Here is a 24,194-nt window from a genome sequence, read left to right as displayed (position 1 = left end):
TTTAAATTTTGATTAATCTGTGTACTATGTGCCAAAAAAATTAGTAATTCACAACAGTACAAAAACGTAAAAAAATGAGTACTAAAGAAAAAGTAAGAGAAAGAGTTCGCGAAAAGGAAGCGACGGGTTTCAATAATGAAATCATTGTTTACAACGACGATGTAAACACTTTTGATCATGTAATTGACACCTTAATGCGTGTTTGCAGCCATACGCCGGAGCAAGCAGAACAATGTTCCCTGATTGTACATTACAACGGGAAATGCACTGTAAAAACAGGCCCTATGGACAAGTTAAAACCGCAATGTACACAACTTTTGGAAGCCGGATTAAGCGCCGAAATTGTTTAATTACAAATAATTTAAAAAAGATTCTATTTTATTCTATATTTGAATAAAATAGAATCTTTTTTTTATGGAAGAATACGGAAAGATATTGATTATTGCAACGCCGATTTTTTTAGTATTAATTATAATCGAAAAATTATACGGCATTTATAAAAAGAACGACACTGCCCCTTTGATAGATAGTGTATCAAGCATCAGCTCCGGAATTACCAATTCGGTAAAAGATGTTTTAGGGCTGAGCCTGACTTTTATTTCTTACGAATGGATGGTTTCTAAAATTGCCCTTTACCATTTAGAAGCCAACATTTTCTCCTATTGTATTGCCTTTATTGTAATCGACTTTTACGGTTACTGGAGCCATCGATGGGCTCATCAGATTAATCTTTTCTGGAATAAACATGCCATTCACCATAGCAGTGAAGAGTTTAATCTGGCCTGTGCATTGCGCCAACCTATTGCAAGTCTTGTCAATCTCTTTACGTTTCTACTCATTCCGGCTGCATTATTGGGAGTTCCGGCCACTGTAATAGCCATTACCCTACCACTTCATTTATTTTTACAATTCTGGTACCATACCAAACATATCAATAAAATGGGATTCCTGGAATACATTCTGGTTACTCCTTCGCATCATCGCGTACATCATGCTATAAATCCTGAATATTTAGACAAAAACCATTCTCAAATTTTTATTTTCTGGGACAAACTTTTTGGTACTTTTCAAGCCGAATTAGACGATGTGCCGCCTGTTTTTGGCATTACAAGACCCGCACAAACCTGGAATCCAATCCGTATTAATTTCCAGCATTTAACCTTACTGATTAAAGACGCCTGGCGCGCTGAAAACTGGAAGGACAAATTCACCATCTGGTTTAAACCAACCGGCTGGAGACCCGAAAATTTTGAAGAAAAATATCCTGTAACTAAAATCGAAAATGTTTTTGCCTTTAATAAGTACGGTACTCAAAATTCTAAAAAACTAATTTATTGGTCCGTAACTCAAATGTTAATCACATTACTTTTTGTGACCTATTTGTTTGATAATATTGCCAAAATTGGATTGCCAAACATCTTTATTTATGGCTTTTTTATCCTGATCACGATTTACAGTTATAGCGAATTAATGGACAAAAGCAAATATGCTGTTTTCTGGGAAGCTTTACGCTTTAGCATTGCGACAGGAATTATAACGTATTATGGTGACTGGTTCGGTTTAAATAATATTTTACCATACACCAATTATATTATTCTAATTTATTTAGCCTTATCCTTTTTAGCTACCATTTACTTTGTAAATATCGATTTTAAAAACTACCAAAATCAACCTGTTAATTCATAAACCGATTATGAGAAATACCTTTATTTTTAAAACTTATGTTGCTTTCAGTATTTTATATCTAATTGTTTTGTTTCTGGAGTATCAAAATTTAGACTTATACTTAAAACCTATTTTGGTACCATTGTTAGGTTTTGGAGTTTATTTTAATCGAAAATTCCCTACCAGAAAAATCCTTTTGACTGCATTATTATTCTCCTGGATGGGCGACGTTATTTTACTTTTTGCAGATATTGGTGAAATCTATTTTATTCTCGGCTTGCTTTTTTTCTTAATTGCACACCTGATGTATTGCGTACTGTTTAACAAACAAATTAAGAGAGCAATATATATTAACAAAGTTCTTTTTGGAATAGGAAGCCTCCTTATTGCTTTTTATTTAATTGGAATGATTATGTTCCTGATGCCAAATCTGGGAGAATTAAGAATACCGGTAATCATCTACGCTGCGGTAATTTCCACAATGCTTTTATTTGCTTTTAATGGAGGGCTTAGCTGGAAAAAACCAGGAAGCTTCTATATTTTGGCAGGAGCCGTTTCATTTGTTCTTTCCGATAGTATATTGGCGTTTAATAAATTTCATTCTCCCATAGAAAAAAGTTCCTTTTTTATAATGCTTACCTATCTTCTGGCACAATATCTGATTGTAATTGGTGTATTAAAACTGAATATGAAGGAAGCAGATTAACTTACAGCTGCAACAGATTTATACTTTTTTGTAAATCTTTTAATCGGTATTAACTGTAGTAAAAAACGCTTTATCTTTGTAGGACCAACCTCAATAAACCATGAAAAAAATAGCCCTTTTTATCCTTTTACTCCTTATCACAGCTTCCTGTATAAGCACAAAATCGACTTTAAAAAATGTAGATGACAATGCTCCGGATCTTGTTTTAAAGAAAGACAATACTTTTGTTATAACACTTTTCAGCAGCGATAAAAAATACGGTTATGATCCTGATTATCCTATAAATATTTTTTTTCAGAACACCCGCAATGAGGCCTTAAACGAAACTCGTTTTCTGAATGCTCTGGCAGGACCAAATGGTGAAAAAATCACCTATACCCGCTTAGAAACCTGTTGTCCTTTTCCAACCAAAAGAAGTGACATGGGGGCTGGATTCTTAAATGTCTATGAATTGAAATGGGATGGGCAAAAGAAACCTATAAAACTTTATTTAAATGTTTATGAAAAAGGTATTTTAATGGTTCCGATGGGATTGCGTTTGAAGAGTAATTAAAATAATAAAATTACACGCAGAATCACAAAATGTTAGAAAATATACCACTAATTTTAATTGTCCTTCCCTTACTTTTTCAAATTATAGCTGGCAGAAAAGCAATTGGTGAAACTATATCTTTAAAATTCGGTACTGTGTGTTTAATTAGCCTCATTGCACAAATAATAGTACCGGTTCTCTCGTTTTATATTGCCACATACAATGCTAATAAATATACCGAACAAAATCCAAACTCACTTAAATGCGGAATGGAGTTTGTTGGTCTTTTTATGCTTGCCTTTCTTTTTTCTTTTATTCTAATAGTGACTATAATTATACAGTACCGCATCAAACGATCTTACGAAAAATAATTTGCATACAAGCATGACAAATGTCATGTATTAGTCTTTGGCATTATCTTAATATTGCTCTGCATTAAAAAGGTATGATTCCAAATGAGCTCACTATTTAAATCAGTAATTCTGCTGAAGACTAAGTCCTGAAAGCAGGATTGGCTTCTTAAAAAAAAACTTAAATCTTCATCTGCTATTCATAAATCATAACTACCTTTGCACTGTCAAAAAAAACATACTATGAACATACAACATATTCCACAAATTAAGCATACAGAAAGCGGTAACTTCTTTTTATTGGCAGGGCCTTGCGCTATCGAAGGAGAAGAAATGGCGCTTAGAATTGCAGAAAAATTAGTTGGTATTACCGACAATCTTCAAATTCCTTTTGTATTTAAAGGATCTTTTAAAAAAGCCAACCGTTCCAGAATTGATAGTTTTTCGGGAATTGGTGACGAAAAAGCATTAAAAATATTACGAAAAGTTTCTGAAACTTTCCACGTTCCAACTGTAACAGACATTCATACCAATGAAGATGCTGCTATGGCGGCACAATACGTTGACGTTTTGCAAATTCCCGCATTCCTGGTTCGTCAGACTGACCTGGTTGTAGCTGCGGCAAATACCGGAAAAACGGTAAACCTGAAAAAAGGGCAATTTATGAGTCCGGAAAGCATGAAACATGCGGTACAAAAAGTACTAGACTGTAACAATGAAAACGTTATGGTTACAGATCGCGGTACTATGTTTGGTTACCAGGACATGATTGTTGACTACAGAGGAATCCCTACTATGCAGCAATACGCTACTACAGTTTTGGATGTGACACACTCGTTACAACAACCTAACCAAACTGCGGGAGTTACAGGAGGAAGGCCTGATATGATCGAAACTGTTGCCAAGGCAGGTATTGCTGTTGGTGTTGACGGTATTTTTATCGAGACTCATTTTGATCCTGCTAATGCAAAAAGTGATGGCGCTAATATGCTTCATTTAGACTATTTCGAAGGTTTAATGACCAAATTGGTAGCCATTAGAAAAACAGTTAATTCATTCTAATTACTTAATACCATTTCATTGAAAACAAATATTATAATTTTCTTTTTGTTGTGTTTCTCTGCGAACACTTTTGCACAGGAAGAAATCGCAGTACAAAGATATACCGCCCACAATAAAGGAAAATTTTTCGTTTCCTGGGGAGGAAACAGAGACAGTTACACTAAATCTGATGTGAATTTCAGAGGGAAAGATTACAACTTTACGGTTGATAACATGAAAGCTCATGATAAACCAAAAGGATGGCATATTGATTATGTAAATCCGGTTAACATGACCATTCCTCAAACTAACTTTAGAATGGGATATTTCTTTAGCGACCACTACAGCGTTTCTGTTGGTTGGGATCACATGAAATATGTAATGAGCCAAAATCAAACCGCTAATGTTAATGGTAATATTCATTTACCTCTTGATCAGGCCGGATCTATTTACAACGGAGATTATAACAACAGACCGGTAGATATGTCTCAGGGTGGTGCTCAGGAAGGTGGTTTCGGAAAAGGTGAAGTTGGAAGTGGAACTGCTTTTTTAATGTATGAACATACAGACGGTTTGAACTATATTAATACTGAAGTTTCCAGACATGATGATATTTCTAAATTGTTTGGTATCACTAACACTGATAAAATTCAGGTAAATTTGACTGAGGGTTTAGGTGTAGGACTTTTATATCCTAAAACCAATACAACCCTTTTAGGAAAAGAACGTCATGATGATTTTCATATTTCAGGTTATGGCCTTTCTGCAAAAGCGGGAATTAACCTTACTTTCTTTAAGTATTTTTACATACAGGGTGAGCTAAAAGGTGGTTACATTAACATGCAGGATATTAGAACTACACAAAGCAGTGAAGACAAAGCATCACAGAACTTTTTATTTCTACAGCGAATTATTGCTGTTGGAGGAATTTTTAGAATCTAATATTTCTTAAAATTATATTTAAAAATAGTTATCATTTTGGTAGCTATTTTTTTTTGACCTTTATTTGTCGTGACAACTTGTGGAGGGAGTTTACGGTAATTGGTTTCAAGTTTCAGGTTTCAAGTTTCAAGTTTCAAGTTTCAGGTTTCACATCTTACAGATCACATCTAACATATAACATTTCACATTAACAAAATGAAAAAATCAAAATATCTCTTTCTAGGAATTACGTTCTTACTTAGCTTTGGGTGTGCTTTGTTTGTCGCGCTGCAGGTTTTTCCCAACAATCCTTTTTCACACGTTAAAACGAAAGAAAAAACGACATTACAGGATAAAATTAAAGATGGCGACCTCATATTCCAAACCTCTCAGTCTCCTCAATGTGAAGCGGTACGAATTGCAACAAACTCTAAATTCTCTCATTGTGGCATTATTTACGATATCGACGGAAAATGGTTTGTTTTTGAAGCCGTTCAGCCTGTAAAACTTACTCCTTTTGACGAATGGATTCAGCACGGAAAAAACGCTAAGTACCTTGTAAAACGATTGAAAAATGCAGATCAGGTTTTGACTCCTGTGGTTCTTCAAAAAATGAAAGAGTACAGCCAGCAATTTGACGGAAAAGAATACGATGCCTATTTCGAGTGGACTGATGCGCGAATTTATTGCTCTGAACTGATCTGGAAAATTTATAAAAATGGGACAAGTCTTGAATTGTCAAAATTGAGACAGTTAAAAGATTTTAATCTAACCGATCCAAGAGTACAAAAAATACTAAAGGAAAGATACGGAAATAATGTTCCTCTCGACGAAAAAGTAGTTGCTCCCTCCGATTTGGTCGATTCTGACCTCTTAAAAACGGTAATTGACACCTATTAAAATCCTTTTTTTGTTCACTTTGAAAAAGAAAACAGAACCATTTCGTTTCCAAAAACTTACACTTTTACAGACCTAATAACTTTTCAACGAATTAAAATGTTTTTAAACGAATATTCATTAAAATTGTTAAAAACAAATCATAAATGTAAATTTTTAGTGTTATTTTAGTAAACCAAAATTCTAATTAGGTTTAAACTATGATTAATAGAGCACCTAAATTTTCCAGAAACAATCTGCACTTTTTTTCGCAGTTCGAAGATTTTTTTGACTCTTCACCAGATTTATTGTGTATTGCCGGTTTTGACGGTTATTTTAAAAGAATAAATCCAGCTGTGTCTAAGCTACTGGGGTATACTGAAGAAGAATTATTATCACACCCTATAAACGATTTTGTTTTTGAAGCCGATAAAATGAGTACCGCAAATGCACGTAAAGACCTTACTCAGGATATTGGTTTGTATAATTTTGAAAATCGTTATGTAACCAAAAATGGTAATATCGTATGGCTCTTATGGAGTTCCTTTCCAATTGCCAAAGACAGATTAGTGTATGCCGTTGCTAAAAATATCACCTTTAAGAAAGAGCTCGAACAGGAAAGAAATCTTCATTTGGCTGAACTCACCAAACTATGTAAAGAGCTCAAACAACTTACTTACACAACAGCTCACGATTTAAGATCTCCTGTAAATAATCTGTTGGCTGTTTTTGATCTTCTAGACACCTCTGCCATAACAGATTCTGAAACCCTCGAATTAATCTCTATTATTGAAACTTCTACACAAAGCTTAAAGAAAACCCTAATTGATCATGTCGCGCTTCTGGATAAAAAAAATGAGGAAGACGAGCAGTTAGAAATTTTGAATTTTGAAGTTGTTTTAAAAGAAGTTTTATCCTCAATCAATTCGCTCATTCAAAATTCAAAAACAAAGCTTATAATTGATTTTTCGGCGGCAGAGACGGTTCTCTTCAATAAAACGTCCCTAAAAAGTATATTTCTGAATCTGATTACTAATTCAATTAAATATTCCAAACCCGGTTTTTTACCGGTTATCCATTTTAATTCTTGCTGTGTTAACGGAACTACTCAATTGATTATTTCTGATAACGGAATTGGCTTTGATATGGAAAAAGTAAAAGACAAAATTTTTGGATTGCACCAAAAATTCAGTTCAAATAAGGACAGTAATGGAATTGGTCTCTATTTGGTTTACAATCACATAACAAATCTAGGTGGTCATATTTGTCTGGAAAGTAAACCCAATGAGGGAGCTAAATTTACGATTACGTTCTGAGAAATTCTTTTAAAATTCCATATAAAAAAAATCCAATAAAAAAATCCCAAATTCCAATAGAGCTAATCTAATTGGAATTTGGGATTTAAAGTTTGGAATTTATTCTACAAGTCTAATTCACCGCTGGAAGAACAATTCCGCCCTGATCCATTAAATACATCAAAGTTGTCATTGTTGCAGCCCCAAGCTCTAATTCTCTTTTGTTAATTGCATCAAATTTATCATTTGCAGCATGATGATAATCAAAATAACGTTGTGAGTCCGGTTTTAAACCTGCTTTCACAATTGCTTTAGATGTTAAATGATTGATGTCTGACCCTGCGTGTCCAATCGTGAAACTATGTACCAAATACGGCTCAAAAAGATCTTTAAAACCTGCTATTTTCTTGAAATTTGCATCATCAGCTTCAATCGAAAATCCTCTTGGGCTAAATCCTCCTGAATCACTTTCTAAAGCAAAAATATGGTTCTCGTTCTTTTGTTTCGAAACTTCTTCATACTTAGCTCCTCCTTTTCCACCATTTTCCTCATTCATGAACAGCACTACGCGAATTGTGTTTTTAGGTTTGTAGTTTAGGTTTTTTAAAATTCGAACCACTTCCATACTTTGTACTACTCCTGCTCCGTCGTCATGCGAACCATCCGCTAAATCCCAAGAATCCAAATGCCCGCCAACAACCATAATATTGCCCGGGTTTTCTGTTCCGGTCATTTCTCCAATTACGTTATAGGATAAAACGTCCGGTAATGTCTGACAAGATTGTTTGAAATAAAACTTTAGAGATGAGTTTGCTTTCAAAGATTTGCTCAACAACTCCGCTCCGTTGGTACTAATTGCAGCGGTCGGAATATACTGGTCTTTTGGTAAATCACCATAACTTTGAGCTCCTGTATGCGGAAAATCGTCCAAACGTAAATTCATAGAGCGTACGATTGTTCCAACTGCTCCTAACTTTGCTGCTTCTTTTGCACCGGCATATCTTTGATCTACACAGGCTCCGTAAGATTTAAAAGTTTCGATATTTTCAGGATCCATTGGTCTGTTGTAAAACACAATCTTACCTTTTACTTTATCGCCTAATTCCGCCAATTCTTTAATTCCTTTTACCTCGATTATCTCAGCTGTAAGCCCCGTTTTAGCGGTAGCAACTGATCCTCCTAAAGCACAAATTGGCACAACAGTTTTCGTTTTATTGTCTAAAATATAAGCCGTTTCTTTTTCACCACGAACCCAATGCGGAACCATTACTTCCTGCAGGTAAACTTTATCAAGACCAAGAGTCTCTAGTTGTCTTTTGGTATACTGCACTGCTTTTTCGGCACTTGCAGAACCTGACAAACGGCTTCCGATATCGTTGGACAAATATTCTAACCAAGTGTAACACTTAGACTCGGTCAGCGCTTTTTTATAAAATAATTTAATGTTTTTTTCCTCATTTGACTGCGCAAAAGACGTCAATCCGTTTAAAACTAAAGCAGTTAAAATAATCGTTTTTTTCATAGGTAGTATAGCATTTTTGGTTGTTAGACAAAGGAACAAAATTCTTTAGAACTGCCCCGTATTTTTATGTAACGATTTCGAAAAAAAAACACACAGAAACATAGACTCCCGATATAAAAAAAACTACAAAAGAAATAGGTGTATTTCAGTGAAGTGGAACGTCTTTTTTACAGAGATGGAACCTATGTCTATGTGTTAAAACAAATTACACTCAAGAGGTTAAAATGAGAATTATTTTACTTCTACTACTTCATTTTTTACACCAATTCCGTTTTCATTAAAAGCTTCAATTGTAAAATAATAAGTCGTTCCTTTATCCAGCCCCCTAAAATCATAAGAACTTTCGTCATAGACCATAATGCTGTTATACAATTTGTCCGGTGCAATTCCATAATAAATATTGTAACCGGTAGCGTTCTCTTGCTTTTTCCAGGAGATCATAGCGTTTCTGGAATCAGCCGGATTTCGGTCTACCTTAAAATCAATAACCGATTGTGGCTTTTCTGCCAATCCGTTTCCAAAAACCCTGAAATCAGAAATAGCAAATAATCCGGAAGCATTATGAACGTTAACCATTTTAATGTAACGGGCCTTAATTGCTTTGGTCAGTTCTACATAATCATGCGGAACATCTTTTGCGTTTTTAGATTTATCAACTACCAATTTCCAGTTTATAGCATCATCAGACATAAAAATTTTATACTGATAATAAATGTCCATCGCTTTGTTGAATTGTGTTGCTTTATGATCTGCATAATTGATTTGTAGAGCGTTAATTTGCATTTGTTTGCCTAAGTCCAGCTGTAACCACTCTCCCGGATTCGCTGTTTTTGCAGACCAGTAAGTTTGAATATTTTCATCAGTTAAATTCACGGATCCATAACAAAACTTCTCGTATACTTTTTTTCCGCCATTGTCCATTCTGTGGGTTTCAACTTCCATACATTCTTCTGAAGAAGAAACGGTCACCGGCTTTTTATACGAAAGCAACATCCAGCCTGAGGAAGCTCCTTTTTCCTGATTGCGTTTTTTGGTTGGAAGAACGATCGGAAAATCTCCATAAGAGGTGATCGAATACATGACATCATCTTTATCAAATCCAGCAGGAAACATGTCTATACGACGCTCAAAACGATCTTTAATGGAAATTTTACAGGTTCCTGTATTCCAATAATTACCGTAATTGTCTGCAAAAGTATTTCCGTGTCCTGCTCCAATCACAAAGCCTCCCGGTTTATACGACATTGGGTTGTGCTTTTGATAAGTAAAAGGTCCCAGAGGACTGTTTCCAACATGAACGCCATTGGCATAACCTTTAAATTCAGTAGCAGGAGCTCCATACTGCATGTAATATTTACCATTGTGTTTGGTCATCCAGGCTCCTTCTATAAAATTCCCCCAAGGTGCCGGTTCCATATCGTTATTAGGTCCAAAACGCTCCCAACCATGATTGGCAGGATCTAAACCCACTACTTCTATTATCTCGCCATAGGCACGCTGAATGTCTTCTACTTCGGTGGCTTTATAGAGTTTTTCATAAGCTGCCTGATCACCTTTTGGAAGCCAGGTGTTGTAATCTACCTCTACGCCCACAAGAGGTAATTTTCCACTTGAACCGTAGTACATGTAAACTTTTTTATCATCATCCTGAAAAATAGCAGGATCCCAGGTTGGCAGCATGGCTTTGTCTACATGTCGCAACCACTGACCCGATTTTGGATCGGCAGTTTTCCAAATGGGATGATCTCTTTTCCAGGTCGATCCAACATAAAATAAGGTATCGTTTACTACCCAGGCAGCTGGAGCACATTGGTCATCATCGGCAGGACGGCGCTGAAAACTACCGTACACAAACTTCCAATCTGACATGTCTTTACTCCAAAAATACCCCGCCTGATTGGTGGCAAACAAATAATACTCTCCTTTGAATGTGATAATTACAGGATCGGCACTCGAACGTCGGGATTCCGGAATACCATTGTGATTTTCGGTGGTATAGTTGTATCCAATATTAATCGGATTGCAGTAGGTTGAGGCTTTTTTATTAGGGTCAAACCATTCCGTCTTGCCCGGGATTTTAGTATTTTGTGCCAATGTTCCGTTGCTTAAACCAACAAACATCAGCAGAACTGCTACTAAATATTTTTTTTTCATATGATGATTTTTATATAAAAGATTTTCTCTGTTACAGAAAATACAGTTTCAAAAGCTAGCGTGTGGATACAAGTATAAAAAGTAACACGAATTACACTAATTGTCACTAATTCGTTTATAAAATTAATTTCACAAACAAGGCTAACCTATTAAAATTTGTGTCCAGACAGTAGGTTTCATTAGTCTATTTTTTCTTTTCGATTCGTTGCTTTAACAATTCAGGTTCATTGGTAGTGATGTAATCAAAATTATTTCCAATAATCCAATCCATTACCTCAGGGTCATTAACTGTCCAGACGTTTAACGTGATCTTACTCTCTTTGGCTTCTTTGATCCATTCAGGATGTTTTTGAAAAACAGAATAATGGTAATCAATCCCCGAAATGTTATCTAATTGTACTTCTTTAGGTGTTTTATTTCCTTCCAGATATTGCAGCGTGGTAACCGGATCTACTTGTCGGATTTGTTTGAGAATTTCATAATCAAAACTGATGTAGGAGGTTGTTTTCTGTGCCTTAAGTTTTTTGATTATTTCTACCGTCATCAACGCCGTCTTTTTTCCCCTTTCTTTACTTATTTCGGAAGGTTTTATTTCACAAACCAAAAGTGTGTGTTTATTATTTCTCCTTCCTTCGACAATATACTCGTACAAGGTTGGAAGTTTCTCCCCATTTGAAAGTTTAAACTTTATCAAATCAGTATAATTCGTTTCCTCAATCAGCAAATTATTATAATGTGCATCGTGATTGATTACAAGCGAATCGTCAGCAGTTCTCCAGACGTCAAATTCCGAACCAGCAAGTTTTAAGTCGATTGCATGTCGCAGAGCTGCTACAGAATTTTCAGGAAGATTGTTTTTTTTCCATGCCCCGCGATGTGCCACTATTTCATTTTCCTTTACACAACAGGACTGAAATATAATTATTACTGTCAAAAAAAATGATATACGAAGTGCTCTAGTAGTACTCATTGATTTTAAATTTATTAAATGTCTAAACAATTCCTTTTTTACAAAAAAGCCCTTCGCAAACCAAACACGAAGGGCTAATCACTAATCAATAAACCAACTAATTAGTTAACTCAAAACTAACTTTCTTATCGGCATCTGAATTTCCACCTACGAAAACATCAAACTGCCCAGGTTCTGCTACAAATTGTAAGTCAGAATTATAAAATTTCAAATCTTCAACTGTGATCTCGAAAGTCACAGTTTGCTTCTCCCCTTTTTTAAGACTTATTTTCTGGAAATTTTTTAGCTCTCTAACCGGTCTTGTTACAGATCCAACCAGATCTCTGATGTACAACTGTACTGTTTCTTTTCCATCATAGTTTCCGGTGTTGGCAACATCTACTGTCACTTTTAATTTTCCGTTTGAATTCATTTTATCAGATGAAATTTTCAGGTTTGAATAATCAAAAGTGGTATAACTTAAACCAAAACCAAACGGGAATAAAGGTTCGTTTCTTTCGTCAATATAGTTTGATCTGAATTTTTCGAATTTACCTTCTTTGTTAACAAGAGGTCTTCCTGTATTTTTATGTGCATAATAAATTGGCAACTGACCAACACTTCTTGGGAAAGTTGACGTTAATTTTCCTGAAGGGTTTACATCTCCAAACAAAACGTCGGCAATAGCATAACCTGCTTCGGTACCAGCAAACCAAACATTTAAAATAGCAGGAACAGTTTCATTTTCGTCTTTTATGATTAACGGACGACCGTCAAATAATACTAAAACAACCGGTTTACCTGTTTTTAATAAGGCATTTAATAAATCTTTTTGCGCTTGCGGAATCTCTAAGTTTGTACGGCTGCTTGATTCTCCGCTCATTTCAGCAGATTCTCCTAGCGCTGCAACAATTACATCTGACTGATTCGCTACTTTTAAAGCTTCTGCCAGCAATTCTTCTTTTGAACGGCTGTCACGGTGTAAGGTTTTACCAAACATTGTTGCTTTGGTTTCAAACTCTTCATCATAATCTAAGTTGCTTCCTTTAGCATATAATACTTTTGTTGAAGCTCCCGCTACTTCTTTGATTCCAGCCAAAAGTGAGATTGCATTTTCCATTTTTGTAGCCACACTCCAGGTTCCCGGCATGTTTTCTTTTGCATCTGCCAAAGGTCCGATTAAAGCAATTGTACCTGATTTTTTAAGCGGTAACAATTGATTTTGATTTTTCAACAAAACCAATGATTGTGCTGCTGTTGAACGTGCTTCTTTTCTGCTGCTTGCTGTAAAGATTTCAGTTTTTGCTCTGTTGGCATCACAATATTTATAAGGATCACTAAATAAACCTAAATCGTATTTTGCTTCTAAAATAAGTTTAACTGCATTATCAATGGTCTCGATGGTTACTTTTTTCTCGTCTAATGATTTTTTCAAAGTCCCTAAGAAACCTTCACCTACCATGTCCATTTCGACACCAGCATTTAACGACAGAGCCGAAACTGCTTGTAAATCTCCCATTCCGTGTTCGATCATTTCAGGGATTCCGGTAAAATCAGTTACTACGAAACCTTTAAAGCCCCATTGTTTTCTTAAAACATCTGTCATTAGCCATTTATTTCCTGTTGCAGGAATTCCATCAATCTCATTGAAAGAAGCCATCACAGAACCTACTCCTGCATCAACAGCAGCTTTGTACGGAGGAAAATAGTCATTGAACATTCGGATATGACTCATATCAACTGTATTGTAGTCACGACCTGCTTCCGGTGCTCCATATAAAGCAAAGTGTTTTACACAGGCCATAATCGAATTATTTTTTGAAAGATCGTGTTGCTGATAGCCATTTACCATTGCTTTTGCGATCTGGCTTCCTAAATACGGATCTTCTCCTGAACCTTCAGAAACTCTTCCCCAACGCGGGTCACGAGAAACGTCAACCATTGGAGAGAATGTCCAGTTGATTCCGTCGGCACTAGCTTCCTGAGCCGCGATCTGAGCACTTCTTTCGATCAGGTTCATGTCCCAGGTACAAGATAATCCTAATGGAATTGGGAAGGTAGTTTCGTAACCATGAATCACGTCCATTCCGAAAATCAATGGAATTTTTAAACGGCTTTTTTCAACCGCAATTCTTTGTACTTCTCTAATTTTTTGAACCGATTTAATATTGAATAAACCTCCAACTTTACCTTCAGCAATTTTTTTCGCCACATCAGAACTGTTTGCCTGTCCTGTTGTTATATCCCCAGAAGTTGGTAAATTAAGCTGACCTAATTTTTCGTCCAGTGTCATCTTTGACAATAACTCGGCTACAAACTCTGATTTTGGTTTAATTTTTACTGTATTTTTAGTATTCTTTTTCTGGGCATATCCGAGAACAGCACATCCTAAAAATAGTAAGACTAATTTGTTTTTCATGTGTATTAAATATTTGTTTCTGAAACATGAAACCGCCTTTATCCCTTTCATTTATTGTTTGGAATCAAAGCGTTTTCATTTAATCTTTTTATTTGTTTGTATTCGTTTTGAACTGTTTAAACATCCAGTTGTAAATTTCCGGACTGTCATAAACTCTTGACCAGCTATCATGACCCGCATCATCAAAAATGGTTAGCTGAACGTCTTTGGCATTGCATTTTTTCAATTCTTTGTAAACAGCCACCGCATGATCGACTTTTACAACATCATCTAGCAATCCGTGGTAAATTCGGGTTGGAACAGCGGCAATTTTACACGCACTTTCTAACTCAATTAGATCCACAAAACCTGAAATTGGCACTAATGCTGCAAACTTATCCGGATATGAAAGTGCTAAATTCCATGCTGCCCAGCCTCCTGAACTCAGCCCTGTAACATAAATGCGATCAGGATCTATTTTGTTTTCTTTTTGAATTTTTAAAATCAATTCATAAATTGACTCAATACTCCACTTTTCATCTTCTTTGCATTGGGGAGCCAATATATAAGCATCTAGAGAATGTGTTTTCAGATATTTTAACGGCCCGTGAATTTTTACCTTTCCAATATCTGTCCCTTTTTCTCCATCACCAGAGATAAAAACGATCAGAGGTTTTTTCTCTTTTGTATTGACCGGTTTATGTAAGACATAACCCAATTCATAATTCGTTACCACTACCGTTTTTATCTTTCCAACTGTTTCACTTTGTGAAAAACCAGCTATAGAAAACAACAGTATTAATAATGCCAATTTATATTTCATTGGAACTTCTTTTAGAATCCGTATTTTCCAGATTTAAAACCAAGCTTTATTAAACCTTGTTTTACTTCGGGAGCATTCATGAATAATTTCCACAACAAACCTGTACGGTAGTTTTCGATCATTACTACTTCAGGTCCCTGATCGATGGCTAAATAGCGCTTTGCTACCCATGTATTCTGCAAGCTTACTGCATCATAAAACCCTGCATTTCCAAAGGTTTCTTTTTTATGATTTTCGTATAAGTTCCTAATTACAGCCATTGATTCTTTTGGCGTGTACACGATCGAACTAATTGCAGCTGTTGGTGAGATTACTCCTTTATCATTACTTGGCATATGTGCATCGTAACCTATAGATCCATCAGGATTTCTGGAATAAGATGCAGTTAATCCCCAATAATCTGGTCCATATCCTTTAAACTTACCTGGGTTTTCGATGCAATACTGGTAATCAATTTTTACCTGATTGACATTCAGGTCCCAGTAGTTCGCGTATTTGTCTGTTAATTGGTTTGGATCAAGTCCTACATACGAGTAATGCGCCCAAAACAATGGCCCACCAAATTCTTCAGCACCGTTGTGTTTTAGAATTAAAGGAATGTTATATTTTGTTTTTGAAGAAACAATTCTGCCATTTCGCGCCCAGCCTTCGTGATACGCTTTTGCCTCTATTGCATGCGTTGGTGAAGAGGCTGCCATCACGTAAGTAATCAAACATTCGTTATAGCCTTCAAGTGGAAAATTCATTTGCCAATCGTAAGTTGGCGACCAGTGCCAGTACAACACATTTTTATTGTTGGTGTACCATTGCCAGTCTACTCCTTTCCAAAGCGCGTCATATTTTTGAGCTACTGCTTTCTCTTTCTCAGATCCGTCTTTTAGATATTCGCGAACGGTAATCATTCCTGCAACCAAAAATGATGTTTCGACTAAATCTCCACCATTATCCTTGGTTCCAAAAGGTTTTACTTTTCCTGTATTTCCGTCTATCCAGTGTGACCATGCTCCGTGAAAACGATCTGCTTTGCCTAAAAAATCAGCAATTTTGTTCAGTCTTTCAACTCCTTTTTCTTTGGTTACATATCCTTGTGACATTCCGGATACTATAGCCATCAATCCAAAACCGGAACCTCCTGTAGTTACAATATGTGCATCGTTTTCAGGATAATTTCCATCCGGATGGTAACGCTCTCTTGCTAATCCTGAGTTAGGCTCAGCATAATCCCAAAAATATTTAAATGTCTCTTTTTGAACTGTCGCTAAAAGCTGATCGTCTGTTAATTTTACTACAGATGATGACACTTCTTCTGTTTGTTTCTTTTCTTGTGCATTACAGCCCAAAAAAGTAAAAGCCAATAGTAAAACTGAAATTCTAATCATTATTTTTTTTTTGAGATTGTAGTAAGTAATCACTTCCTCCCAGAAACTGGAAGGAAGTGATAATAAGAATATTAATTATAGCCAGGATTTTGAGAAGACATTCCTTCAGCTACCAAAAGGAATGATGACGGAATTGGAAACAATTCGTTTTTACCTACTGTAAATACTTTTCCATTAGGGAAAGCTGCGCTCTTATCAGCTGCAAAAGCATCTTTGGCCTGACCAGTTCTAACTAAGTCAAAGAATCTATCAAATTCAAAAGCTAATTCAACTCTTCTTTCTTTCCAAATGGCAGTTCTAACCGCCGCCTGTGAAGTTGCCGGAGTATCACCTAAACCTGCTCTGTGTCTGATTATGTTTAACAACGGAATTGCTTGTGAAGTCTGACCTAATTCATTCAGAGCCTCGGCTTTCATTAATAATACTTCAGCATATCTTAGATATTTAATATTAGCATCTGTCTCCCATGCACTTGTATAGGCAGAAGAATAGGCTTTAAAATTATACCTTGGATTCGGATCATCTTCACTTATCACAGGAATCACTCTTCCATCATATAAAGTTGTACCTCTAAAAATAATTGTTGCGTTTTTTCTAACATCTCCGACTTCATAAGCATTTACTAAACTTTGAGAAGGCTGATTGAAACCCCATCCCCATGCATCACGAACACCTTGAGTATTGGAATATCCCTGAATTCCACGGGCAGGTACAGAACCAACACCATTAATTTCAAAAATAGATTCTCCGTCATTTTCTCCTTCTAATCTGAACATTTTAGCATAATCAGGAGAGATAGCATAACCTGTAACCAAATTACAATTGTCTATTACTTTCTGCCATTTCTTTTGATACAAGTTTACTTTTGCCAATAAAGCGTATGCCGCTCCTTTTGAAGCTTTTGCTTTTTCATCTGCTGCATATTGCGATTTATTTGGTAACACTGCCGCAGCTTCAGTCAAATCTTTTTCAATAAAAGCATAAACATCAGCAGTACTTTTACGAGTTAACTGCATTGCTTTATCTTCTGCAGATAATGGAATACTAGATATACGATCTACAATTGGTACGCCCCCATAACATTTCACTAAAGTAAAGTACATGAAAGCTCTTAAAAATTTTGCTTCCCCCATTAATCTCTCTCTTAATGCAGGATCAGCTTTATCCAATTTAGGAAGAATTGCTAATGCCTGGTTACATCTGTTGATTCCATCATAATTAGCATTAAACGTACTTTCAGCAGAGGGATTTGATGCATTGTAAGTTAAGGCATCTAAAACATCTTTATCTGTACCTGTATCACTTGGAGTTGAGCCTTTATCTGCATCATCAGATGTAATACTTGCTAATCCAACCCATCCGAATGAACTCATGTCCCAATCTAAAAATTTACTGTAGATTGAAACAACAAACGATTTTGCACCACTGTCATTGTTAAATAACTCAGTATCATCTGTAGAAATAGTCTCAGTTTGTTTAACATCCAGGTAATCATCAGCACATCCTGTAAAAGTAAATGCCGATAACACGAAGATTGATATATATATCTTTTTCATAATATTAAAATTTTAAATTAGCACCAATTACAAATGATCTTAATGTTGGGTAAGCATCCAACTCAACTCCCTGAAGTTTGTAAGGGTCTCCATCTGCATTTAACTCAGGAGAGAAACCTGAAAATTTCTGTGTAATAAACGGGTTGATTGCATTAAGATAAATTCTGCAAGAACTAATAAATTGATCACCTCTAAGAGGTAGTTTGTATCCTACAGTGATGTTGTTGATTCTAAAGAAATCTGCAGATTCCATATAATAAGTTGAAGCAACAGGAACAGTATTAAATGGTCTTGGATTTGACGATGTTGTATTTGTTGGTGTCCAATAATCATTTGTCATAGAAGCTTCGATGTTTTCACCTCCAAAACGCTGTGCTTTTTTACCATTGTATACTTTTGCTCCACCAGTTCCATATCCATCAACAGAGAAATCAATGTTTTTGTACACCAATCCTAAAGAAATACCGTAATTCGCTTTTGGTAAAATTGAACCTACATATTTTTTATCAGCTGTTGCAGATAATGCATCCTGAGTCACTTTAGCGCCTGCAGCATTATAATAAAGCATGTTTCCGTTTGCCGGATCTACACCTGCATACTCATAAAGATAAAAACTACCTAATGGTTGGCCAACTGAGTTGTTGTATAACAATTTAGTATCTTGACCATTACCTAAATTACCTCCAACAACCTGAGATAATGAAACATCTTTTAAGCTTGTAAGCTCATTTTTGTTGTGTGAGAAGTTACCTCCAACCCAATAACTTAAATCCTCAGTGATTTTATCATCCCAACGTAAAGAAATTTCATAACCTTTATTTGAAACTTCACCTACGTGAGATGGAGAAGCCGTCGTAATTCCAGAAGTTGGATAAGGTTTTACATATAAAATTACGTTATCTGTATTCTTGTTGTAAACATCAAATGATCCTTTTAATCTGCTGTCTAAAAATTCAAAATCTACACCAGCTGAAGACTCTTCTGTAATTTCCCATGTTAAAGTAGGGTCAATTTGGGAAGTAATACTTGTTCCTTCATATAAAATTGAACCACCTAAATAACTGTTTAATCCGGAATTATAACTTTGACTGTTTAATGGTACATTTTGGTTACCCAATTTACCCCAGCTACCTCTAAATTTGATTAAATTAACTCCTTTAACATCTGATAAGAAACTTTCTTTAGTCATAATCCATCCAAGACCTACAGATGGGAAAGTTCCCCAACGGTAATCTTTTGCAAAGTTTGAAGATCCGTCACGTCTAATAGTTCCGGTTACTAAGTACCTGTCCATTAATTTATATTGGAAACGTCCAAAATAAGAAGCTAATTTACTTTCGTTGAATACAATATCCTGCAAATTTGTAACAGTACCGGAGTAGTCTACACCTTTTGCGTCTTTTGCATTATAAAGAGACCAATAGTTAGAATCAGGACTTACATTTTTTCTAGTAATAACTAATTTTTCTCTTGGACCTTTCACTGAAGTTTCAATACCAGCTGTTAACTCCACGTCATGAATTTTAGCGAATACTTTATTATAAGTCAAATAGTTAGATAAGTTCCAGTTAAAATACTGCTCTCTACCTCTAGTCAATAAATTGATAGGATCGGTACTTGAATAATCTCCATCTTTACGAGTTGGATTAGCTGCTAACCAAGCGTTTTTACTATCCTCGAAATTATAATTTTTCCAGGTATAGTATTCACCATTAAATTGCGAAGTAAACTTTAAACCTTCTAAGATTTCATAATCCAATTTCAAACCACCCTGAAGTGTAATACTTCTTTGTTGTTCATTGTAAAAATCTAATTGTGAAACAGGATTACCAACATTGTTAAATGAAGTACCTTTTGGGCTTGCAACTCCACTTGCATCTGCAAAAGGCGCACCATACTGACCATTTGCAAAACGAACAGGAACAATTGGTGATTGCTTGTATGCATTGGTAAATGCGCTTAATGGTTTTGGTGTAGAATTAGCCGATGTAAAGCTAAAATTCTGATTTAAGGTAACTTTTTTAGAAAGTTTAAATTCGTTATTATTTCTAAAACTTGTACGGCTATAATCTAAGCCGTTAAGAATGGCTTTTTCCTGATAATTACCTGCACTAAAAAAATATTTTACATTTTCTGAAGCTCCGGAAATAGAAATATTGTTTTGAGTATAAGTACCTGTTCTTGTAATTTCATCAAACCAATTTGTATTAACAGGTTGGTTTGATGAAAATCTGTTTGTTCCTAAAGAAGCATTAGAATAGCTTGCATATTGATTAGCATCTGCCATTTTTACTTTCTTAAGTGGTGTTCTAACACCTCCAAAACTTTCTACTTCTACAGAGATTTTATCTCCCTTACCTTTCTTAGTAGTAATAATGATAACCCCGTTTGCAGCTCTGGTACCATAGATAGCAAGAGATGAAGCGTCTTTAAGAATTTCATACGATGTAATATCATTTGTATTGATATTATTGATGTTCTCTGTTGGCATACCATCAACAATATATAAAGGATTTCTTCCTCCTAGCGCAGTACCTAAACCTCTAATAACCACAGAAGGAGTACTTCCAGGAGCATCTGAAGAAGTTACCTGAACCCCAGCAGCTTTACCCTGAATAGCCTGAGAAGCATTTAATACCTTTGTTCTTGTAACATCTTCTGCCTTTAATGAAGTAATAGCCGAAGTATTGTCAATTTTCTTTCTGGTACCATAACCAATTACAACTACTTCTTTTAAAGAAGTATCACCTGCTTCTTTTAAGGTGATAGTCATTGGTGTGGATGTCGCTGTTATAGAAACAGAATCGAAACCAAGCATAGAGATTTTTAAGGTCTCTCCAACTTTAGCATTAATGATAAAATTACCATCGAAGTCCGCGTCAGCAGAGGCTCTGGATTCAGAAGCACTAATAATTGCCCCAGGAACTCCCATTCCACTACTGTCTACTACTTTTCCTTTAATTGCTTGTGCCTGCCCCATCATATATGTAGGGAGCAACAAGAGCGCTAAAAAGCTAAAAATAAAATTTTTCATACAGTTCGTAATCGTTTAAGTTAGTAGTGCCAAATTAAACAATTACAACGTTGTAGTACATCAAATACCACTACAACACAGCTACATCATTATGTTAAAAAATGGACACAAGTAAATGGTTATCAATAAATTAAATGTTAATTTTATTTTATTAACATAACGTTATGATGTAGTAATGATGTATTAGAATTATATAATAAAAGAAGTAGAAAAATATAAGATATTTAAAAAACTAATCCCAATCTTACAGACTTAATAAAAATTTTGAGAGGTTTTCATCCTGTGTGAGCCCCAACTTCTTTCTTAGACGATATCTATGCAGTTCCACACCCCTAAAAGAAATATTCATCATAGGTGCAATTTCCTTTGAAGAAAGATTCATTTTAAGATAAATACACAATTTTATATCTTTTGGAGTCAAGTTTGGATACTTCTTAGAAAGGTTAATAATAAACTCATTGTGAATCTGGTTCAGATTAGTTTCAAAAATTTCCCATTCGTGTTTATTTACCTCATTGATCTTAATTGCCTTTTTGATTTCACTCTTAAGTTTATTAAAGTCTTTTTCAGAATTCAGAATGTTCTGAATATTATCGATCATTTCACTTTGCTTGGCAATCGACAATGATTTTCCTGCAACTTCAGAAGATTTTGTTTGCAGTTCCAATTCCAGAATGTGTTTTTCGTATTCCTGTAGATTCAGTTCATTCTCTGCTTTTAATTCCATTTCCAGAATTTCACGCTGATGTTTTAACTCTTCGGCCTGTAATTTCAGTTTTTGCATGTAGCGCAGCTTATTCCATTTGTAATAAAAAAACAAAATACCTCCTGCTACCAGCAGGTACAGCAAAATCATCCAGAATGAAAAATACCACGGCTCTGCCACTTTGAAATCAAAATCTGCTACTTTTTCGTAGCTCGCCCCATCGTGCTTGTAAACCACAATAGCATGATTACCACTGCTTAAATTGTTCAGTACAATTAAACCGTCAGAAATTGGTAAAAAATCACTGCCTTTATTGATTTTGTAGAATAAGTTAGGCTTACTCGCACCGTAAATTCCTGAAATTACATTTATTTTTATCTCGGTGTTGTATTTGATTTTAGAATCGTTTGCTACAAGATTTCCATCATTAAAAGCTTCTATCTTGACATTAGAATTTTGCTTGTTTTCGTAAGTAAGCTGAAGCGAAATAAATCCATCATCAAGATTAAGCAAATAATGATTTTGAGTTTTAAATATCCTCAAATTATCATTGATCAGTGTGCCTTTATAATATTTCTCCTGAATGATGTTCCAGATAAATTTATTTCCTTTTGCATAAATGTGATACAAAATGCCATCCTGAAGCACAACAAAGTGATCTTCATCAATCGAAACGACATCGCTTATCTTCTTAAAATTAGAATTGAACAGTTCGTTTTCTTCCAAACTGGCGCTAATTGAATTGTAGGTGTACCACACACTATTGATGAGAAAAAGAATTTCATTTCTAAACTCAAAGATCTTTACGCCAAAATCATTCTTAATTTTACTCTGCTGCGTAATATTCTCGACTTTTTTGGTCTTATAATCATCATCATACAATACGCGATACAATCCACGATAATTGTCGGCTGCCCAGATTTCATTCTTTTGATTTTGAGCAACATATTTTATAGGCTTTGAAAGGTCGTTGATAACTTTATTCTGGGTAGGTTTCAAAATATCATCATAAACGACAACACCACTGTACGTAGATTGAAAATAAGTATTATTGATGCTGCTTTTCGTTAAATTCCATCCGCCACTTCTGGCATTAATTCGGGTTAATGATCCATTTTCATAACAAAAAGTTCCGTCATTATGACCAATGATGTATTTTGTACCAATTTTAGTAATATTCCAGGCTTGACCTTGTGTATTGGGCAACATCTTAAACTTTCCGAAAACAAATTCAAAGACACCATGATTCGAAGCAATCAAATATCCCTTATCGATAGCTGCAACAGAATAAACTGAACCCAAAAGTCCCGAATTATCGTAAAAGAATGAAATTGGAGAGTTAATTTCAACATGTGTGATACCATTATCCAAACCAAGCCATAAATCGTTCTCTTTGTCAAAACCAATGCTCAAAACCGAGTTGTTCATTAAGACATTGTTCCTGTTGATATTTTTATAGGTATCGCTCTGAAAGTCATAAATAAATACACCTCTGTTTCCGGTTCCTACCACCAGTTTATTTCCTTTAATGAACTTAGCTACATTAATTGTTGCCGATTTTAAAACTTCATTTAATGGATTATTCCAGGGTCTTAAACCTCCTTTTTCGACGATAAAAATTCCTTTTTTCTGCGTAAAAATAAATGTTTCATTTTTGTACTTTTCGATGGCGTGAACGACCGTCTTTTTTAAAACGTTCCAGCCTTTCGGATTAGCAATCCTCGAACCATCCATACGGAAAAGCCCTTTCTCAACCGAGGCCACATACACATTATTATTGACTACAAAACAATAGGATATTAAAAAAGGAAATTTGATTTTCTGAATGTGTTTTCCATTATAAATAAAAACATCATTAAAAGACTGGAAATAAACAGAACCTTTAAACTTAAAGATTTTCCAGATCTCTTCATTATCTTTTTCATCAAACAATCGCAGTTTCCTGGTGATCGATACATAGTGCATCTTTCCGTCTTTTCGGTACCAATACCCAAATTCTTTATAAGAACCTGAATAGATCTTATCTCCTTCGATCATGATCGAGCGGATGATTGTTTTATTGGGCAGGGTATACTTTTCCCAGATTACACCATCGTAACGCAATAAATAATGGTTATTGGCAAAATACATTGCAGCATCATTTCCCTGAACAACATTCCAGATTTGATTGTCGCCCTGATAATCTGATTTGTTGTAATTTTCTACGAAAGGAAGTAATTCTTGTGCCTGGATTTGAAAAGCAATGAAAAAGAAAAATATAGCTTTAAGAAGTATCGATTTCAAAATA

The 24,194-nt window shown here is 35.2% G+C and carries 18 protein-coding genes; 9 read left to right on the top strand and 9 right to left on the bottom strand.

The genetic code is table 11. From position 1 onward, the window contains the following. The first annotated feature begins 74 nt into the window (after window positions 1-74). From OGZ34_RS13600 to OGZ34_RS13560, 9 genes are all read left to right on the top strand, one after another. Window positions 75-350 (top strand): ATP-dependent Clp protease adaptor ClpS, encoded by a 276-nt coding sequence (locus OGZ34_RS13600; RefSeq protein ID WP_095381901.1) that lies wholly within the window; start codon window positions 75-77, stop codon window positions 348-350. A gap of 64 nt (window positions 351-414) precedes the next feature. Further along, entirely contained in the window at window positions 415-1,686 is a 1,272-nt protein-coding gene (locus OGZ34_RS13595) for a sterol desaturase family protein (RefSeq protein WP_263360542.1), read from the top strand. A gap of 7 nt (window positions 1,687-1,693) precedes the next feature. Continuing rightward, window positions 1,694-2,371: a lysoplasmalogenase gene (locus OGZ34_RS13590; RefSeq protein WP_263360541.1), complete on the top strand. Its 678-nt coding sequence runs from the start codon at window positions 1,694-1,696 to the stop codon at window positions 2,369-2,371. A 100-nt stretch (window positions 2,372-2,471) separates the two neighbouring features. Further along, window positions 2,472-2,924 (top strand): 2-dehydro-3-deoxyphosphooctonate aldolase, encoded by a 453-nt coding sequence (locus OGZ34_RS13585; RefSeq protein ID WP_173966853.1) that lies wholly within the window; start codon window positions 2,472-2,474, stop codon window positions 2,922-2,924. A gap of 29 nt (window positions 2,925-2,953) precedes the next feature. Beyond that, complete coding sequence (locus OGZ34_RS13580) at window positions 2,954-3,274, top strand: hypothetical protein (protein ID WP_263360540.1); 321 nt, start codon at window positions 2,954-2,956, stop codon at window positions 3,272-3,274. Window positions 3,275-3,496: 222 nt separating this feature from the next. Continuing rightward, window positions 3,497-4,315, top strand: coding sequence for a 3-deoxy-8-phosphooctulonate synthase (gene kdsA, locus OGZ34_RS13575; protein ID WP_173966851.1), 819 nt, complete (start codon window positions 3,497-3,499; stop codon window positions 4,313-4,315). An 18-nt stretch (window positions 4,316-4,333) separates the two neighbouring features. Further along, window positions 4,334-5,236, top strand: a complete 903-nt coding sequence (locus tag OGZ34_RS13570; RefSeq protein WP_263360539.1) for a hypothetical protein — start codon at window positions 4,334-4,336, stop codon at window positions 5,234-5,236. A gap of 195 nt (window positions 5,237-5,431) precedes the next feature. Further along, a complete protein-coding gene (locus OGZ34_RS13565; RefSeq protein ID WP_263360538.1) occupies window positions 5,432-6,115 on the top strand; it encodes a YiiX family permuted papain-like enzyme in 684 nt (227 codons plus the stop codon). A 197-nt stretch (window positions 6,116-6,312) separates the two neighbouring features. Next, the gene (locus OGZ34_RS13560; RefSeq protein ID WP_263360537.1) at window positions 6,313-7,407 is read left to right on the top strand and encodes a PAS domain-containing sensor histidine kinase; all 1,095 of its coding nucleotides are present in this window, start codon (window positions 6,313-6,315) and stop codon (window positions 7,405-7,407) included. A 112-nt stretch (window positions 7,408-7,519) separates the two neighbouring features. Here the strand turns inward: OGZ34_RS13560 and OGZ34_RS13555 are convergent, their stop codons facing one another. From OGZ34_RS13555 to OGZ34_RS13515, 9 genes are all read right to left on the bottom strand, one after another. After that, window positions 7,520-8,908 carry a M20/M25/M40 family metallo-hydrolase gene (locus tag OGZ34_RS13555; RefSeq protein ID WP_263360536.1) on the bottom strand — a complete coding sequence of 463 codons (1,389 nt, stop codon included), beginning with the start codon at window positions 8,906-8,908 and terminating at the stop codon, window positions 7,520-7,522. A gap of 231 nt (window positions 8,909-9,139) precedes the next feature. After that, complete coding sequence (locus tag OGZ34_RS13550) at window positions 9,140-11,062, bottom strand: family 43 glycosylhydrolase (protein WP_263360535.1); 1,923 nt, start codon at window positions 11,060-11,062, stop codon at window positions 9,140-9,142. A gap of 184 nt (window positions 11,063-11,246) precedes the next feature. After that, window positions 11,247-12,032 carry a glycerophosphodiester phosphodiesterase family protein gene (locus OGZ34_RS13545; protein ID WP_263360534.1) on the bottom strand — a complete coding sequence of 262 codons (786 nt, stop codon included), beginning with the start codon at window positions 12,030-12,032 and terminating at the stop codon, window positions 11,247-11,249. A 97-nt stretch (window positions 12,033-12,129) separates the two neighbouring features. Further along, a complete protein-coding gene (gene bglX, locus OGZ34_RS13540) occupies window positions 12,130-14,430 on the bottom strand; it encodes a beta-glucosidase BglX (protein ID WP_263360533.1) in 2,301 nt (766 codons plus the stop codon). Between the two features lie 88 nt (window positions 14,431-14,518). Continuing rightward, the gene (locus OGZ34_RS13535; protein WP_263360532.1) at window positions 14,519-15,232 is read right to left on the bottom strand and encodes a carboxylesterase family protein; all 714 of its coding nucleotides are present in this window, start codon (window positions 15,230-15,232) and stop codon (window positions 14,519-14,521) included. 11 nt (window positions 15,233-15,243) lie between these two features. Next, entirely contained in the window at window positions 15,244-16,611 is a 1,368-nt protein-coding gene (locus tag OGZ34_RS13530; protein WP_263360531.1) for a glucoamylase family protein, read from the bottom strand. Between the two features lie 71 nt (window positions 16,612-16,682). Continuing rightward, window positions 16,683-18,167: a RagB/SusD family nutrient uptake outer membrane protein gene (locus OGZ34_RS13525; RefSeq protein ID WP_263360530.1), complete on the bottom strand. Its 1,485-nt coding sequence runs from the start codon at window positions 18,165-18,167 to the stop codon at window positions 16,683-16,685. 4 nt (window positions 18,168-18,171) lie between these two features. Continuing rightward, on the bottom strand, window positions 18,172-21,201 hold the full coding sequence (locus tag OGZ34_RS13520; protein ID WP_263360529.1) for a SusC/RagA family TonB-linked outer membrane protein: 3,030 nt from the start codon (window positions 21,199-21,201) through the stop codon (window positions 18,172-18,174). Window positions 21,202-21,445: 244 nt separating this feature from the next. After that, window positions 21,446-24,190, bottom strand: a complete 2,745-nt coding sequence (locus OGZ34_RS13515) for a helix-turn-helix and ligand-binding sensor domain-containing protein (protein WP_263360528.1) — start codon at window positions 24,188-24,190, stop codon at window positions 21,446-21,448. Window positions 24,191-24,194: the final 4 nt, after the last annotated feature.

It is taken from the genome of Flavobacterium collinsii, from assembly GCF_946903285.1.
In the GTDB taxonomy this organism is placed as follows: domain Bacteria; phylum Bacteroidota; class Bacteroidia; order Flavobacteriales; family Flavobacteriaceae; genus Flavobacterium; species Flavobacterium collinsii.
The sequence above is the reverse complement of the archived record's forward strand: the minus strand, read 5'-3'. Positions and strand labels throughout refer to the sequence as shown.